At 74.8% G+C, this 13,368-nt stretch carries 12 protein-coding genes; 7 read left to right on the forward strand and 5 right to left on the reverse strand.

Annotated features, from left to right (window positions below):
• Positions 1 to 808, reverse strand: an 808-nt coding sequence (locus AB0N76_RS24225) for a LysR family substrate-binding domain-containing protein (RefSeq protein WP_363560284.1), incomplete at its 3' end; no start/stop codon positions are given.
• 67 nt (positions 809 to 875) lie between these two features.
• On the opposite strand from AB0N76_RS24225, the gene AB0N76_RS24230 reads away from it, so the two are divergent.
• The gene (locus tag AB0N76_RS24230; RefSeq protein ID WP_363560196.1) at positions 876 to 1,316 is read left to right on the forward strand and encodes a DUF5997 family protein; all 441 of its coding nucleotides are present in this window, start codon (positions 876 to 878) and stop codon (positions 1,314 to 1,316) included.
• Between the two features lie 422 nt (positions 1,317 to 1,738).
• Positions 1,739 to 2,362, forward strand: coding sequence for a transglycosylase family protein (locus tag AB0N76_RS24235; protein ID WP_363560198.1), 624 nt, complete (start codon positions 1,739 to 1,741; stop codon positions 2,360 to 2,362).
• 71 nt (positions 2,363 to 2,433) lie between these two features.
• Here AB0N76_RS24235 and AB0N76_RS24240 read toward each other — a convergent pair whose 3' ends face one another.
• Together AB0N76_RS24240 and AB0N76_RS24245 are read right to left on the reverse strand one after the other, a co-directional pair.
• Entirely contained in the window at positions 2,434 to 2,859 is a 426-nt protein-coding gene (locus AB0N76_RS24240) for a cupin domain-containing protein (RefSeq protein WP_363560200.1), read from the reverse strand.
• Positions 2,860 to 3,278: 419 nt separating this feature from the next.
• Positions 3,279 to 4,229, reverse strand: a complete 951-nt coding sequence (locus tag AB0N76_RS24245; protein ID WP_363560202.1) for an MBL fold metallo-hydrolase — start codon at positions 4,227 to 4,229, stop codon at positions 3,279 to 3,281.
• Positions 4,230 to 4,425: 196 nt separating this feature from the next.
• On the opposite strand from AB0N76_RS24245, the gene AB0N76_RS24250 reads away from it, so the two are divergent.
• From AB0N76_RS24250 to AB0N76_RS24260, 3 genes are all read left to right on the forward strand, one after another.
• Positions 4,426 to 5,241 carry a helix-turn-helix transcriptional regulator gene (locus AB0N76_RS24250; protein WP_363560204.1) on the forward strand — a complete coding sequence of 272 codons (816 nt, stop codon included), beginning with the start codon at positions 4,426 to 4,428 and terminating at the stop codon, positions 5,239 to 5,241.
• A gap of 70 nt (positions 5,242 to 5,311) precedes the next feature.
• Complete coding sequence (locus AB0N76_RS24255) at positions 5,312 to 5,845, forward strand: ATP-binding protein (RefSeq protein ID WP_363560206.1); 534 nt, start codon at positions 5,312 to 5,314, stop codon at positions 5,843 to 5,845.
• Positions 5,846 to 5,869: 24 nt separating this feature from the next.
• Entirely contained in the window at positions 5,870 to 6,748 is an 879-nt protein-coding gene (locus tag AB0N76_RS24260; RefSeq protein WP_363560208.1) for a GNAT family N-acetyltransferase, read from the forward strand.
• A gap of 68 nt (positions 6,749 to 6,816) precedes the next feature.
• Here AB0N76_RS24260 and AB0N76_RS24265 read toward each other — a convergent pair whose 3' ends face one another.
• Positions 6,817 to 8,133, reverse strand: a complete 1,317-nt coding sequence (locus AB0N76_RS24265; RefSeq protein WP_363560210.1) for a M64 family metallopeptidase — start codon at positions 8,131 to 8,133, stop codon at positions 6,817 to 6,819.
• Between the two features lie 750 nt (positions 8,134 to 8,883).
• Between AB0N76_RS24265 and kdpB the strand changes: the two genes are divergently transcribed.
• Both kdpB and AB0N76_RS24275 read left to right on the forward strand, forming a co-directional pair.
• Positions 8,884 to 10,665 carry a potassium-transporting ATPase subunit KdpB gene (kdpB, locus tag AB0N76_RS24270; RefSeq protein ID WP_363560212.1) on the forward strand — a complete coding sequence of 594 codons (1,782 nt, stop codon included), beginning with the start codon at positions 8,884 to 8,886 and terminating at the stop codon, positions 10,663 to 10,665.
• Positions 10,666 to 10,847: 182 nt separating this feature from the next.
• Positions 10,848 to 11,255 carry a DUF3592 domain-containing protein gene (locus tag AB0N76_RS24275; protein WP_363560214.1) on the forward strand — a complete coding sequence of 136 codons (408 nt, stop codon included), beginning with the start codon at positions 10,848 to 10,850 and terminating at the stop codon, positions 11,253 to 11,255.
• A 41-nt stretch (positions 11,256 to 11,296) separates the two neighbouring features.
• Here AB0N76_RS24275 and AB0N76_RS24280 read toward each other — a convergent pair whose 3' ends face one another.
• Entirely contained in the window at positions 11,297 to 13,177 is a 1,881-nt protein-coding gene (locus AB0N76_RS24280; protein WP_363560286.1) for an amino acid transporter, read from the reverse strand.
• Between the last annotated feature and the right edge of the window lie 191 nt (positions 13,178 to 13,368).

Genomic DNA, 13,368 nt, shown 5'->3' on the forward strand with positions numbered 1-13,368 from the left:
GCTCTGGAAGGACTGCCCCGAGCTGCCCCTGCCGGAGGACGCGCTGGCCTCCCGCAACCGCCCGGACGCCCACACCGACGCGGCCGGCAACGCCGGCGCCCGTCCGGCCGGCCCCCGCCTTGCCTCCACCGGCACCCGGCTTGCCGGTGCCCTTCGCGGCACCCTTGGCAGCGCCCTTCGCGGCGGCCGGAGCCGGCGGGGTCTGTCCCCGCCCGCGCGAGCTGTTGACCGTCCGGCCCCGGACGATCCCGATGAACTCCTCCACCAGGTCGGTGGTCTGCTCCTCCGGCCAGGCCAGCGCGACCTGCGACTGCGGGGCGTCCGTCATCGGCCGGAAGGTGAGGTCGCGCCGGTGGTGCAGGCGCGCCAGCGACTGCGGGACGAGCAGCACCCCCACCCCGGCGGCCACCAGTTCGATCGCGTCCTCCGTCGTCGCCGGCCGCTCGATGGCCGGCCGCCCGGGCAGCCGCTCCCAGCCGAGGGTGTCGTCCAGCGGGTGGAAGACCACGTCGTCGGCGAGGTCGTCGAGGACGACCTCCTCGGCCGCCGCCAGCCAGTGGTCCTTCGGGAACAGCACCACCGTCGTCTCGGTGTACAGCGGGATCGCGCTCAACCCGGTGCGGTCGACCGGGAGTCGCACCAGTCCGGCGTCCGCGTCGCCCGCCCGCAGCGTCGGTTCCCCCTCGGCGGCGGCGACCGCGATCAGGGCGAGCGGAACGTCCGGGAGCCGCTCCGCCCAGACGCGCGCCCACTTCCCGGGAGTCACGCCCGGGACGTACGCCAGCCGGAACGAGGGTGTCACCTGCATCTCTGTCACCCGCCCTAGGCTACCGACCGTGACAGCGGGCGTCGGCCGCTCGCTTACCCTGGTGACCATGACATCGCTCAAGCAGAAGACCACGCAGACCATGAAGCCGGCGACGGCGGCGAAGAAGCTCGGGGTCTACCTCGGCGCCACCCCTGCCGACTTCCAGTCGGGCGTGATCTCCCGCGAGGAGCTCACCGCCCTGCAGACCGAGCCGCCGCAGTGGCTCCAGGACCTGCGCCGCAACGGCCCGCACCCGCGTTCCGTGGTCGCCGCCCGCCTCGGCGTGTCGGCCTCGGGCCTGGCGCGCAACGGCATCACCGAGGCGCTCACCACCGAGCAGATCGACGCCCTGCGCGAGGAGAACCCGGACTGGCTCAAGCGTGAGCGCACCATCCAGGTGGAGGTCCGCAACGAGGCCACGCGCGTCAAGGAGAAGCACGAGAAGGAGGACAAGCGGCGCCAGCAGGCCGCCGCGGCCGCCGAGCGCGAGTCGCGGTCCGGTCGCTGACCTGCGGTTCTCCGGCCTGACCGAGCTCGGCCAGGCCTGACCGCGCCCGCTGTCGCTCCGTTGTTCCCCCGGCCCTCCGGCGTTCGCGCCGGAGGGCCGACGCATGCCCGGAAGCGGGCCCCGCGACGGGCCTCGGGGGCGTGCCGGGGGCGTTTCCGAGGCCGTGTCCGCCAGGACTGGGAGCGCGCCTGGGTTCGCACACGTTCGACCCGCTGCGCGGCGTTGTCGGGGTCCCGGCCCCGATGACCCGACCTACGGGGCACCGTCGAGCGACGGGCGAGGGCCGGCCGGGTGGTGGCGCGGAGCCGGGCGGGTGACCCGTCCGACGTGTCGGCGGCGGTCCGGCCGCCCCGGCGTGCGTCGGTGGGAACGCGCCCCTCCCGAGCGGCGCACGCCCCCGTCCCCGCACCTGAGAGCCGCCGATGCCCCCCACCGCGCAACTGCGCCGCCTGCTCCCCGCCGCCGTGTGCACCCTGGCCGCCGTCCTCGCCGCACCCGCGGCGCACGCCGCGCCACCGGGTCCGGGAGGCGGGACGGGCACCGGCCGGGGGGCCGTGATCGACTGGGAGCGGGTGGCCGCCTGCGAGAGCAGCGGGGACTGGCACATCAACACCGGCAACGGCTACTTCGGCGGCCTCCAGTTCGACCAGCCGACCTGGGAGGAGAGCGGCGGCCTCGTCTACGCGCCCCGCGCCGACCTGGCCGACCGCGACGAGCAGATCGCCGTCGCCCGTGCCCTGGCCGACCAGCGCGGGCTCACCCCGTGGCCGGTCTGCGGCGCCCGGGCCGACCGCGACGGCGAACGGGAACCCGTCGTCGCGGAGGCCGCGACGGGCGCGACGGCCGCTGCCGCGACCCACCCCGCACCGCCGCCGGCCGGGTCGGCCACCAGCTGGACGGTGCGCGAGGGCGACACCCTGGACACCATCGCCGAGCTGCTCCGCCTCCCCGGCGGCTGGCCCGCGCTGTACGAGCGGAACCGCGCCGCGCTCGGTGGCGACCCGGACCTCATCCAGCCCGGCCAGGAGCTGGCCCTCCCGCTCTGACGCCCGCCCCGACGACGGCCGGTGCCCCGCCACGATGCGGGGCGCCGGCCGTTCACTCGTGCTCCCCTGTTTCACTCGACCGTCGGGTGCCAGGCTCCCTGCTCGGGGCGGGCCTCGGTGGAGGAGCCGTCCGGCCACGGCGGCATGGTGATGGCGACGATCCGCAGCGGGCCGGGGCCGTCCTCGTCAGCGCGGAACTGGAAGGCCGTCCCCAGCGGCACCGAGACCGACGTCCCCGCACTCAGCTCGACGACCTCCTCCCGGCCGGACTGCCGACGCCAGAGCCGCCCACGGCCGTCGGTGACGTGCCAGAGCTCCTGCACGGTGGCGTGCGACACCGCCCGGGTCACGGCGCCCGGCGCGAGCTCGAAGACGGCGAGGCTGCCCAGCCCGTCCAGCGCCAGCAGCGGGCGCACGATGGCGCCGTCCGGTGCGATCACGACCGGGAGGGCCTCGGCGTCGGCCGGCTCGACGGTGCGGAACGGCTGCTCGTCCATGGGAAACGCGACCCCTCTCGCTTGTGGCGGGCTCCCTCCCACCCCTCGCCGATGGGAACACAGGTCCGCCCGCACCACCAGAGCGCCCGCCCGGTCGGGCGACGGGCCGGGCTCGACGGGGCGGGGCAAGGGACGAACTCCCCATGAGCGGGCACTGGGCTGCGGCAGCCGCTGTAGAGGAGCTGTTCCCGGGTGGCGGGCCGGGCAGCGCACGGCCCGCCCCCGTCAGGTCCGCGCCCGGGCGAAAGGCCGGGCGCGGTGGGCGGCGGCCGTCGTCGGGGCGCTGCTCGCGGGCGAGCCGGGCGGGAGGCCGGATCCACCGCCAGGGCCGCGCCCGGGCGGTGGGCCGGTTGAGGTGAGCGGCGGGCGCCGTCGAGGCGCTGTTCGCGACCGGGCCGGGCAGTGGACCGCCGCCGCCGTCAGGCCCGCGCCCGGATGAAGGGGCGGTTGAGGTGGGCCGTGGCCAGGAGGGTGCCGGTGCGGCGGGCCTCGGCGAGGAGGTGTTCGCGGCTGTGGCGGGCCGTGGCCGGGTCCGCCTCGTAGGCGTAGCGCACGGCGGGCGCGCCCAGCTGGACGGCGTGGACCAGGACGTCCCCGGTGACGAGCAGCCGGTCGCCGCCTCCCTCGACCAGGACCGACTGGTGCCCCGGCGTGTGCCCGGGCGTCGGGAGCAGCGTCACACCTCCGCCCGGCCGCCCCGCGCCCGCACTCGCGCCCGCGAGCACCGTCCGGCCGTCCACCTCGTCCAGCTGCCCGGCCCGGAGCAGCGGTTCGACGACGTACGTGCGCGCCGTCCGGGTCGGGCCGAGCGCCGCCACCTCGGCGTGCTGCACCACGTAGCGGGCGTTCGGGAACACCGGGACGCCCTCGGGGGTGACCGACCAGCCGTAGTGGTCCTCGTGCAGGTGGGTCAGCACCACCGTCTCGACGTCGGCCGGCCCGATCCCGGCCTCCGCCAGCGCCCGGGGCAGCCGGCCGGGGACGGGTGCCCAGCCGCCGGCCGGGCTGCCGACCGGTCCGATGCCGGTGTCCACCAGGGTGACCCGGCCGCCCGGACGGCGGACGGCGTAGCAGCGGAAGTCCAACTCCCAGGTGTCGCCGGTCCCGAAGGCGGCGGGGTCGAGGCACCGGGCGCGCTCCCAGTCGGCGGCCGTGGCGTCCGGGAAGGCGGCCTGCATGGTCCCGGGGAACGGGCCGTGCGCGTCGAGCAGCGCCAGTACCTCGTACCGGCCGAAGCGCCGGGTGGCCACCAGCCCGGCGGCGTCGGGCGTGCCGAAGGGCTGGAGGGCGACCGCCCCGGCGGCGCCGAGGGCGCCGTACAACACGCGGCGGCGGGTGGGGCGGGCCGGTCCGGGGTTCACATCGTTCACCGGGTACTCCTCCATGGAAGCGGCAAGGCAGGGAAGGGCAGGTCGGCGCCCTGACCCCCGTCCGGGGCGCCGACCGGTTCCAGGTTCCCGCCGCGGCCGCCGCCCCGGCTTGTCGTTTCTTGCGCGATCCGCCCGGGCCCGCGCAAGTAGGTGCGGGCCGACGACAGTCGGGGCGGGCGCGAGTAGGGTGCGGCGCATGCCGGTCGAGCGCACCTGCCTGTTGAACGGCGACGACCTGTTCGTCGCCGACGTGTCCTGCCAGGACCCTCCGCACGGCTGGACGGAGGTGCGGCCCGCGCCCGTGTTCGGGCTGGTGCTGGTGCGCCGCGGTCTCTTCCGGGGCCGGGCCGACGGCGTCGAACAGCTCCTCGACCCGGCCAGCGTCTACGTCGAACGGATGGGCTCCGAGCAGCAGTTCGCGCACCCGTGCGGCGGCGACCGCTACACCGAGCTGGTGCTCTCCGAACCGCAGGTGGCCGCGCTGCTGGGCGGCGACCCGGGAGTGCCGCAGGGCCTGGTGTTCACCACGCCCCGGATGGCCCTGGCGCACCGGTTGCTGACCGCCCGGGCGCGCGGCGACGCGGACTCCTTCGAACTGTCCGAGCGTGCCCTGGAGTTGGCGGGCGAGGTGCTGTCGGCGCTGGCCCCGGCCCGGGTGGCCAGCGGCCGCCCGGGGCGCAAGGCCGCCCGCCACCGGCTGGTGAACGCCGCGCGGGCCGCCCTGGCGGACGACCTCGGGCTGAGCCTGGACCAGCTCGGGCGGGCCGTCGGCTGCTCGCCGTACCACCTCAGCCGGATCTTCCGGGCCGCGACCGGCGAGGGCATCGCCCGCTACCGCAACCGGCTGCGGGTCACCCTCGCCCTGGAGCGGCTGACCGAGGGCGAGACCCGACTGGCCGCACTGGCGCAGGAGTTGGGGTTCACCGACCAGGCCCACCTCACCCGTGTGGTCAGTCGCACGGCCGGCCTCCCGCCCGGCGCGCTGCGCACCCTGCTCCGGCCCACCGGCTGACGGGCGGGCCTCGACGCCGGGGGCCGGAAATCCCGTCGCCCACCGGCGCGCCGCACGGCACCATCGGGGGATGACCACGCTGTTCCTGATGACCGGCCTGCCGGCCGCGGGCAAGACCACGCGGGCCCGGCAGCTCGCCGCCGAGCACCGCGCGCTCCGGCTGACGCCCGACGAGTGGATGACCCCGCTGTTCGGGATGGCGGAGCCCGACGGGATGCGCGACGTCCTGGAGGGGCGGCTGCTGCGGCTCGGCCTGGACGCGCTGGAGCTCGGGGTCGACGTGGTGGTGGACTTCGGCGGCTGGTCCCGCGACGAGCGGTCCGCGATCCGGTGGCTGGCGGCGTCCGTGGGCGCGTCCTGCCGACTCGTCCATCTGCCGGTGGACGAGGAGACCCGGCTCGCCCGGATCATCGGCCGTCGGGCGCCCACGCCGGACCGTCCCCTCGACCTGATCGAGGCCGCGGTCCGGACCGGGCGGGTGCTGTTCGAGGAGCCGGACGCGGCGGAACTCGCGGGCGTCGAGGTCGACGAGGCTCCGCCCGCGTGGTTGGACTTCTCGGACTGGCGGGAGTGGGCCGCCGATCGGTGGCCTTCGTTCGAGTGACGGGGCGGAGCGTAGGCTCGGCGGGTGCCGTCGACCTCCCCACCGCTGATCAGCCTGCACGACCGCCCGGCGCTCGCCGCCCGCTTCGGCCGTGACCCGGAGCTGCACCTCTTCGAACTCGGCGACCTGGACGAGCCGTTCTGGTCGCACACCGCCTGGTACACCACCTCGGCGGCGGACGAGCCAGTGGCGAACGGCCCGGCAGCGAACGGCCCGGCAGCGAACGGCCCGGCGGCGGACGGCCCGGTGGCGCTGCTGTACGGGGTCGGCGAGGTGCCCACGCTGCTCGGCCTCGCCCGGCCCGAACGCGCGGACCGGCTGGCCGAGTTGCTGGACGCGATGCGGCCGGTGCTGCCGCGCCGCTTCCTCGCCCACCTCACCGAGGGCGGGGTGGCCGCCCTCGCGCCGGACTACCGGGCCGAGCGGCGGACGGCGATGCTGCGGATGTCGCTGACGGACCGGGCGACCCTCGCGGCCCTCGCGCCGCACCGGGCGGCGGGCGCGTTCCCGGTCGTTCCGCTCGGCGCGGCGGACCTGGCGGATCTGCGCGCGCTGTTCGCCGCCGGCTACCCGGGGAACTGGTTCGACGAACGGATGCTGACGACCGGCCCCTACGTCGGGGTCCGGGACGCGGCGGGCCGGCTGGTCGCGGCGGCCGGGGTGCACGTCCACTCCGCGGCGCAGCGGGTGGCGGTGATCGGGAACGTCACCACCCACCCCGAGGCCCGCGGCCGGGGCCTCGCCACCGCCTGCACCGCCCGTCTGTGCGAGGTGCTGGCGCGCACCGCGGACCACATCGGCCTGAACGTCCGCGCCGACCACCCCACCGCCGTCGCCCTCTACCGCCGCCTCGGCTTCACCACGACGACGCCGTTCGAGGAGGCCGTGCTCACGGCCTCCTGACGCACGCCACCGCCCGCCACCGCCCGCACAGGAAGTCGGACCCGCCGACTTCCTGTGCGGCGGCCGGGTCAGCGGGTGACGGGCCAGCTGAGGGTGGCGGTGAGCGGTGCGCGCAGGGCCGGGTCGATGACGGCGGGGGTGGGGTCGGTGGCCGTGGCGGTGAGGGTGTGGGCGCGGCCGGGCGGGCCGGGGAGCGGGACCGTGGCGAGGTTGACGTCCGTGCGGCCGCGCAGCTGCGGGAGTTCGCGGCCGTCCAGCGACCAGCTGAGGGTGGTGCCGGCGACCGGGAGGTCGACGGTGAGGCGGCTGCTCCGGGTGAGCGGGGTGCCGGCGGGGGTGGGGCTGGTCAGCGGGACGGCGTGCCGGTAGAAGCCGGCGATCATCGCCTCCCGGCCGGGCAGGTTGAACTCCCGGCCGAGCGACCGCATGATCGAGTTCTCGGTGGGCCGGTACAGCCCCTTGGTGTAGTAGCCGCCACCCTCGTAGCTGCCGACCACTCCCCCGTCGGGCGAGGTCCGGCCGAGCCAGCGGTACCACTTCGCGTGCTCGCGGCGCAGCCGGTCGGCGGTGAGGGTGCTGATGTTGGGCTCGCCCGGCTCCCCCTGTTCGGCCGGGTAGCTGCCGGAGCCGTCGTAGAAGTACTCGTCGGCGAGCTTGCCGAGCGAGTGGCCGGTCTCGTGGACGGCGATCTGGCCGGACTTCTTGTTGCCGCCGGCCACGGTGGCGATGCCGTCGTAGCCGAGCGGGGAGGCGACGTTGTAGCCGGCGCCGCCGTACTTGGCGGTGTTGGCGACGACGAGGACGAGGTCGGCCTGCGGGGCCTTGGCGGCGTACTTGTCGACGGCCGCGGTGTCGACGCAGAGCAGCCGTTCGATGTCCTCGCACCAGAAGTAGGAGCCGAGGGCGGTCTTGCGGACGGTGGCGCGGTCCGGGTCGCCGGTGATGCCGGACTCGGCGGAGACGGTGGAGACGGCCCAGACGTTGAACAGGCCGCGGTAGGTGGCGTACGGCTCGACGGCGCTCAGCTCCTGCCACTTGGCGGCGGCGTCGGCGCGGAACTTGTCCTGCTCGGTGGCGCTGTAGCCGTCGGCGATGACGACGATGTCGAGTTTGGCGGCGGTGTCGCCGCTGCGCAGGATCGGGGTGACCTCGCCGTCCCCGGCGACGGGCGCGAGGCCGGGGCGTTCGCCGGTGAGGTAGGGGGAGGCCGCGGGCACGGTGGCGCGGCCGATCGAGCCGTCCTCGGCGAAGACCTCGACGTGGTGCCGGGTTCCGATGGCGGAGGCGTCCCCCAAGGCGGCGGAGGCCGCGACCGGGGCGGTGCCGAGGGCGGCGAGGGCGAGCGCGCCGGTCAGGAGGATCGAGCCGAACCTTCGATTGCGCACGGGAGTTGCTCCTCTGCAGGGTGAGGCTGTGGGGTGGGGCTGTGAGGTGGAGCCCTGACCCGCCATGCTATGCACCTGACAATCCATCGGCACAAGGCCCGCACGCCCCGGACTTCGCGTGTCGCCCGCCTCCGCCCCCGGGCCGACAGGGTGTCAGGGTGCCGTCAAGGAACCGGCGCCGAGCGCCAAGCGCGCGTCAAGGACGGCGGGTCGAGCGGCGAACCGGTGCTTCGCTGTGCGGCGTCCCCGTTCCCCTCCTCGCGCCGCCGCCCCGCCCCGGGGCGGCCGGAAGGTCGCCAGCACCGATGCGCCGTTCGGCCCTCACCCCACCGGACACCGCCGGCTCCCCGGCCCCCCGTACGGACTGGTTCCGCCGCCCGGGTCCGCCCGTGCCGCCGACGCCGGAGATGCCCGTCCCACCGAAACGGACCCACGGCCGCGACGGCCGACGCCGCCTGATCGACCTCCGCCAGCTGGCCGAGGCGCTGCCCGCCGCGCTGCGCAAGCTGCACCCGCGCACCATGCTGCGCAACCCCGTGATGCTGGTGGTCGAGACCGGCTCCGCGCTGACCACGCTCAGCGCGGTCGTCCACCCGGGCGTCTTCGCCTGGGTGATCAGCTTCTGGCTCTGGCTGACCGTGCTCTTCGCCAACCTCGCCGAGGCGGTGGCCGAGAGCCGGGGCAAGGCGCAGGCCGAATCTCCCCCAGCCTCCGGCCGGGAGGTGCCCCCATCGTCAGGCGCAGGCCTCGGTGACCGCGCGGCGCCTGCTGCACTGGCGGGTCGGCACCCGCGACCACCGCCACGAGCCGGTGCCGGCCGAGGAGTTGCTGCTGCACGACATCGTGCTGGTGCCGGCCGGGGAGGTGATCCCGCGCGACGGCGAGGTGGTCGAGGGCGTGGCGGCGGTGGACGAATCGGCGATCACCGGCGAGTCGGCGCCCGTGATCCGGGAGTCCGGCGGCGACCGGACCGCCGCCACCGGCGGCACCCGGGTGCTCTCCGACCACCTGGTCGTGCGGATCACCGCCCGGCCCGGGCAGAGCTTCATCGACCGGATGATCACCCTGGTCGAGGGGGCGAACCGGCAGAAGACGCCGAACGAGATCGCGCTCAACATCCTGCTCGCCTCGCTGACCGTGGTGTTCGTGCTGTCCGTCGTCTCGCTCCAGCCGATGGCCATCTACGCGGGCTCCCCGCAGACCACGATCGTGCTGGTGGCGCTGCTGGTCGCGCTGATCCCGACCACCATCGGCGCCCTGCTCTCGGCGATCGGCATCGCCGGCATGGACCGGCTGGTGCAGCGCAACGTGATCGCGCTCTCCGGCCGCGCGGTGGAGGCGGCCGGGGACGTGGACGTGCTGCTGCTCGACAAGACCGGCACCATCACCCACGGCAACCGCCGCGCCGCCGCCCTGCACCCGCTGCCCGGCGCCACCGTCGACCAGCTCGCCGAGGCCGCCCAGCTCGCCTCGCTCGCCGACGAGACCCCCGAGGGCCGCTCGATCGTCGAGCTGACCACCCGCCAGTACTGGGTCCCGTCGCGCGCCGAGGGCGAGTTGGGCGAGCGGACGCCGGTCCCGTTCACCGCGCGGAGCCGGATGAGCGGGGTGGACCTCGGCTGGCCGGACGGCACCGCCTGCCTGGTCCGCAAGGGCGCGGCGAACGCGGTCGCCCACTGGGTGGTGCGGTCGGGCGGACGGCTGCCGATGGAGGCCAAGCCGCTGGTCGACCGGATCGCCGGGGCGGGCGGGACGCCGCTGCTGGTCGCCGTGCACGACCGGCACGGCGCACGGGCGCTCGGCGTGGTCGAGCTGCGCGACGTGGTCAAGGAGGGCATCGCCGAACGGTTCGCCGAGCTGCGGCGGATGGGCATCCGCACCGTCATGGTCACCGGCGACAACCCGCTCACCGCGCGGGCGATCGCCGCCGAGGCCGGGGTGGACGACGTCCTGGCCGAGGCCACGCCGGAGGACAAGCTCGCCTTCCTGAAGCGGGAGCAGGCGGCGGGCAACATGGTCGCGATGACCGGGGACGGCACCAACGACGCGCCCGCGCTGGCCCAGGCGGACGTCGGCGTGGCGATGAACAGCGGCACCCCGGCGGCCAAGGAGGCCGGGAACATGGTCGACCTCGACTCCAATCCCACCAAGCTGCTCGACATCATCCGGGTCGGCAAGCAACTGCTCATCACCCGGGGCGCGTTGACCACCTTCTCGATCACCAACGACGTCGCCAAGTTCTTCGCGATCATCCCCGCGATGTTCACCGGCTCCTACCCGGGGCTGGCGCACCTCAACATCATGGGCCTGCACAGCCCCACCTCGGCGATCGCCTCGGCGATCATCTTCAACGCGCTGATCATCGTCGCGCTGATCCCGCTCGCGCTGCGCGGCGTCCGCTACCAGCCGTCCTCCGCGACCGACCTGCTCCGCCGCAACCTGCGGGTGTACGGGCTGGGCGGCCTGGTCCTCCCCTTCCTCGGGATCAAGGCGATCGACCTGCTGATCCAGTTCGTCCCGGGCCTCGGCTGAGCGACGCTCGGCTGAACGCCACCCTCCTCGCACAGGAAGTCGGACCCGCCGACTTCCTGTGCGGGGCCGCCGGGGCGCGCGGGGGAATCCTGACGGCGGGGTAACGGCGCTGGTGGGTGGGGGCGGTGATACTGGGCTGGGCGGTGCGAGGCCGGACCGCGGGCGGAAGTGGAGGAGGGCCGGTGGAGCCGGTAGGGCTGGTGGCGGTGGTCGTCGGGGTGGGCGGCGTGGTGGCCGCGCTGGCCGGGCTGGTGGGGCTGTGGGAGCTGACCCGGGTCCGGCGGGCCGGGGTGGTGGTCCCGGCCCTGGTGCGGGAACGGGCGCGCGGGCCGGAGGACCGGTCGGCAGTGGTCCGGCCGCTGCTCCAGTTCGCCACCGAGGACGGCCGGGTGGTGGAGGTGTTCTCCCCCGTGCCGTCGACCCCCCGCCGTCCGCTGGTCGACGGCAGCCAGGTCGCCGTCCGGTACGACCCGACGGACCCGCGCCGGGTGGTACTGGCGGACCGTGAACGCCGGCCGCTGGAGTACGCGTTCCTCGGACTGGGCGCGGCCCTGCTCTGCGCCGCCGTGCTCCTCGCGGCCCTCGTCTGACCGAAGACCGAAGACCTAACAGCGGAGTCCGGTACCCCGGCTCAGCCCACGTGGACGCGCGGACGCCGCGTGCGGTCCGGTTCGGCCTCGCGCAGCACCTCGCGGGTGACCGGCGCGACCTCGCCCTGCCCGAACAGGAAGAACCGCAGGAACTGCGCGAACGGATTGCCCTCCGTCCACTCGAAGTAGATGTGCGGCTGCTGCCCGGTCCGGTCCCGGACCGTGAGCAGCAGCGCGGCCAGCGCGTTCGGCACGCTGGAGCTCTCCAGGCTGAGCACCCGGTAGCGGTCGTGCAGCACCTCGCCGTGCACGGTCAGCACGGCCTCGAACTCGGACGGGTCACGGACCGTCACCTCGACGAAGACCAGGTCGTCCTCGGCGGGGATGTCGTTGTCGGCGCGGATCTGCCGCTTCTTCTCCTGGTACTCGGCGAGGTCGCGGCTGTTCGGCTCGTTGGCGATGAGCCGCAGCGGCCGGTGGGTGTAGTCGCGGACGAAGCGTTCGGCGGCGTCGTCGAAGACGATGCCGGTGACCCGGAGCTCGAAGGCGCGCTTGAGCCGGGAGAGGAGGGAGACGAGCACGATGGCCGCGATGAAGCAGGCGCCGATCTTCACGCCGTCCGGGCGTTCGGCGATGTTGAGGCCGGTGGTGTAGAGGAAGACGGCGGCGATGAACGCGAAGCCGATGGTCCAGCCGCGCTGCCGGGCCTTGCGCGCCGCGATGGTGACGGCGATGGCGGCGGAGCTGATCAGCACCAGGACACCGGTGGCGTAGGCGCCGCCCTGGGCGTCCACGCTGGCGTCGAAGATCCAGGTGACCAGGAAGGCGATCAGGGTGAGCACGATGACCATCGGGCGCACGGCGCGCGCCCAGTGCGGGGCCATGCCGTAGCGGGGCAGGTAGCGGGGCAGCAGGTTGAGCATGCCGGCCATCGCCGAGGCGCCGGCGAACCAGAGGATGGCGATGGTGGAGAGGTCGTAGACGCTGCCGAAGGTGTTGCCGAGGTACTCGTGGGCCAGGTACGCGAGTGCGCGCCCGTTGGCTTCGCCGCCCTTCTCGAAGGCCTCCTTGGGGATCAGCAGGGTGGTGATGAAGCTGGTGGTGATCAGGAAGGCGCTCATGATCAGGGCGGCGGTGGTGAGCAGTTTGCGTGCTCCGCGGATCCGGCCGGTGGGGCGTTCCTCGGTGTCGTCGGGGTCGCCCTCGATGTGCGGCATGACGGCGACGCCGGTCTCGAAGCCGGAGAGGCCGAGGGCGAGTTTGGGGAAGGTGATCAGGGCGACACCGATCATGGCGACCACGTTGCCGTGCTCGGCGGTCAGCGCGTCGGACCAGTCGCCGACCACCTGCGGGGACTCCAGGACGTGGTAGAAGCCGGTGGCGACGACGACCACGTTGAGCGCGAGGTAGACCGCGACCAGGACGACGGCGAGGCCGATCGCCTCGCTAAAGCCCTTGAGGAAGACGGCGCCGAGCCCGGCGACCAGGACCAGCGTGATCAGCACCTGCTTTCCGGTCAGGGCGTCGTGCAGGTGCGGGTTCTCGACCAGGTGGGCGGTGGCGTCGGCGGCGGACAGGGTGATGGTGATCATGAAGTCGGTGGCCGCGAAGCCGAGCAGGGCGAGGACGAAGAGCTTGCCCTGCCAGAACGACAGCAGCCGTTCCAGCATCGCGATCGAGCCCTCGCCGTGCGGGCTCTCCGCGGCGACCCGCCGGTAGACCGGCAGCGCGCCCAACAGGGTGACGACGACCAGGACGATGGTGGCCACCGGGGAGAGCAGGCCGGCCGCGAGGGCGGCGATGCCGGGCTGGTAGCCGAGGGTGGAGAAGTAGTCGAGGCCGGTCAGGCACATCACCCGCCACCAGGGGCGGCTCTGTTCGGCCGGGGCCTGGGCGTGCGGGCCGGGGTGCTGCTTGGCCATGTCGGCCAGGCCCTCCAGCAGCCAGGAGCGGAACCGCTGCCCGCGTGACGGGGCGGCGCCCGGGCGGACCGGCACCACCTCCGGCGGACCGCCACCGACGCCGTCGCCCGCACCCGACGAAGCCACCCTGCACCCCTGTCCGTGTCGCCGCGCCGCGCGTGTCCGCGTACCGCCCGGGTCACCGGGCCCGT

The sequence above is a fragment of the Kitasatospora sp. NPDC093806 genome (assembly GCF_040683335.1).
GTDB lineage: Bacteria > Actinomycetota > Actinomycetes > Streptomycetales > Streptomycetaceae > Kitasatospora.

Excerpts from the sequence above, each read along its gene's own strand:
- AB0N76_RS24255 (WP_363560206.1), top strand. The coding sequence starts at position 5,312 with ATGACCACGCTGTTCCTGATGACCGGCCTGCCGGCCGCGGGCAAGACC.
- AB0N76_RS24240 (WP_363560200.1), bottom strand. The coding sequence starts at position 2,859 with ATGGACGAGCAGCCGTTCCGCACCGTCGAGCCGGCCGACGCCGAGGCC.
- AB0N76_RS24230 (WP_363560196.1), top strand. The coding sequence starts at position 876 with ATGACATCGCTCAAGCAGAAGACCACGCAGACCATGAAGCCGGCGACG.
- AB0N76_RS24235 (WP_363560198.1), top strand. The coding sequence starts at position 1,739 with ATGCCCCCCACCGCGCAACTGCGCCGCCTGCTCCCCGCCGCCGTGTGC.
- AB0N76_RS24280 (WP_363560286.1), bottom strand. The coding sequence starts at position 13,177 with ATGGCCAAGCAGCACCCCGGCCCGCACGCCCAGGCCCCGGCCGAACAG.
- AB0N76_RS24250 (WP_363560204.1), top strand. The coding sequence starts at position 4,426 with ATGCCGGTCGAGCGCACCTGCCTGTTGAACGGCGACGACCTGTTCGTC.